This window comes from Archangium sp. (assembly GCF_036388035.1).
In the GTDB taxonomy this organism is placed as follows: domain Bacteria; phylum Myxococcota; class Myxococcia; order Myxococcales; family Myxococcaceae; genus Archangium.
Genome location: NZ_DASVSO010000484.1, coordinates 1 through 2,420 on the forward strand (window position 1 = coordinate 1; position 2,420 = coordinate 2,420).

The window sequence follows — 2,420 nt, forward strand, 5'->3', positions numbered from 1 at the left end:
CTGGGAGGCGGACAGCCTGTCACACCCTGTCCCTTTCTGGCCTCCCTGGTTGACTCGCCGGGTCACGTAGCCGTTCACCCGTGTCTCTCGGTGATGCCGCTCCCTCCCGCGTCGAGATACGCGGGCAGGGGCTCGGCTCAAAGCCCCGAACCCACAGGAAGAGCCGGGAAGGTCACGTTGCCGATGACAAAGGTTCGTTGGCCGTCCAGCTCCCAGATCTTCAGGATGAAGGGACCCTGAGTCTGCACGTCCGGGACCATCACCTCGATCCAGACGCGGTGCTGCTCCCCCGAGGGGATGGGCTCCGCTGGCCAGAAGGTCGCATCCAGTACCTCGCCCTTCGACCCCACCAGCTTCGCGCCTTGCGGTGTCCATGGCTTTGCTCCCTCCGGATTCTCCAGCGACAACCCGATAGCGACTCGGCCAGGAGCGCGCAATGTCGTCACCCTCACCGGAATGAGGGTGTTGCTTTCGCGCTCGGTGATGCGCTTGGTGATGGACTGAGACGGGATGCCCTTCCCGTCCACCATGCCAGAAGCGAACAGGCCAGTGAGTCCGTCCGGCCTGTCTCGTTCCGCACGCAGCCGTTCGATCTCCGCGTGCAGTCTCACGATCTCCTCGCGTGTCTTCTTCAACTCGGCCTGGACGGAGTTCACCGGGCGCTTGTGGCGGAAGATCTCCACCTGCCGCTCCGCAACCGCGGGGTGAATGACCAGCCGAAATCTGGCACACGATGGGGCCGCGTCATCCGCGAAGCAGACCGTCAGCGTGCTGGGCTTCTCACCACGCATCATCTCCGAGGGGACGAGCGTGATGAGCCGCTTTCCAGGAGCCACCTTGAAGCGCTCGCGATTCTCCAGCGTCAGGCCGTCCGCTTGCACGTCCGAGTCGAAGTCGAAGGTGGTGGGCTGTCCCGGACTGAGTTGCACCTCGAACACTTCAAGGGTCCTGTCCGCCGTCAACTCGATGCAGCGGCCTTCCGCCTCTCCTGGCGGAGGACAGGTATGCGAGGTGGCGGAGGTTCCCGCGAGAAGCAGCATCAGGAACGCGGCAGGCGATGAAGCGAACACGGGGAGGGAACTCCGAAGCAGAAACGGTGATCGCCTCTATCACGCCTCGGGCTCGATGGAGACTGAGCCCGGGACCCGGCTACTGGCCGCTCGACCAACCCTTACTCGAAGCTGCTGACGGCTAGCACCGTCACCGTGGAGAAGATCCGCGCGCTCTCCGGTCCGCCACCAGGCTCCCGAATAGCTCCTCGCCCCCCCTCCTCGTCTCGCACCTCCAGGCAGACCTTGAACGTCTCTCCGCCCGGCACCTTGGCTTCGGTGATTCTCCCGTACACTCGCCCGTCGCCGAAGATCAGCCGCCCAGACAGGAGGGTCTTGCCCGGCAACTTCCCCCAGTCGAGAACCAGGCGGAGGGTAGTTTCGCCCTCCCGCACGGTGATGAATGAGGCGCTCTTGGCAGTGTGGTGAAAGGTGGCGGAATGTTCGTTCCAAATGTCGATGCCGAGCGTCCTCATCGTCTCAACCGCACCAACTGGACACGGAGAGGGCTCCGGAGTGGGCCGCACCTGTTGTGGTGCCGGGCATCCCGTCAGCGCCTTGCAGATCAATCCTGTACCGAGAGCCTTCGCGGCCCGTCCGAGAACCCTTGTCTTCTTTTCCTGTGACTTCTCGCTGGTGTCGTCCTTGGGAAGCATCGTGATCATCACAGGCGCGGAGATGGAGCCCATCGCGGGCTCCGCGCCTTCTCCGCCTGGAGCATCCAGCGGCTTCGCGGACCGCGCCATTTCACGACCGGGCCCGGCTTGTTGCGTCGTGGCGGCCTCGGATGACGTGTCGAGTGGAGCCGACACAGGAGGAAGCAGCGACCTGGCGAACAGGAACGCGCCGAGCACTACAACCGCGAGCCCAAGAACCCGGGCCGGGCGCTTCAGCGCGATGTCATCGGGATTCGGCGCTGCCGCGACCGTCGGAATGTCGTCCTGCTCCGGAGCAGACTCGGCTGCATTCTTCGGCTTCCGTCCGCGTCGAGGCTGGGCATTCACCCACTTCCGCAACATGCGTGTCTCTTCGTCATCATTCGCATCCACCATCGCCGGCTCTTCTTCGGTCGCCCTGGTGTCGGGAGCGTCCGGGTCAAACAGCGGCAGGTCCCAGCTTGCGTCCGCCTCCGCGTCGGCCACGGCTCCACCCAGGGCCGCACACAGTTCCACGACGCTCGCGTAACGGTCCTCCGGCTTCTTCTCCAGCATCCGCATGCAGATGTCGGAGAGTGCTCGAGGAACACGCGGATTGAGCACATGCGGAGCAATGGGCCTCTGGTGGATGATCCGCTCTATGAGGCCGCCACGCTCCCAGTCGTTCCTGGCGCCGAACGGCAACACGTTGGCCAGGAGCCAGTAGAAGGTGACG

Annotated in this window: 1 protein-coding gene and 1 pseudogene; both read right to left on the minus strand. The window is 64.5% G+C overall.

Annotated elements, in window-relative coordinates; all coding sequences use genetic code 11:
- Window positions 1–137: 137 nt before the first annotated feature.
- Window positions 138–1,040, minus strand: coding sequence for a DUF2381 family protein (locus VF697_RS19555; protein ID WP_331097183.1), 903 nt, complete (start codon window positions 1,038–1,040; stop codon window positions 138–140).
- A 131-nt stretch (window positions 1,041–1,171) separates the two neighbouring features.
- Window positions 1,172–2,420: pseudogene (locus tag VF697_RS19560) on the minus strand (hypothetical protein); the annotation flags it as partial.

Bases quoted from the DNA above. Each gene is read 5' to 3' on its own strand.
- VF697_RS19555 (WP_331097183.1), bottom strand. From the start codon at position 1,040: ATGCTGCTTCTCGCGGGAACCTCCGCCACCTCGCATACCTGTCCTCCG.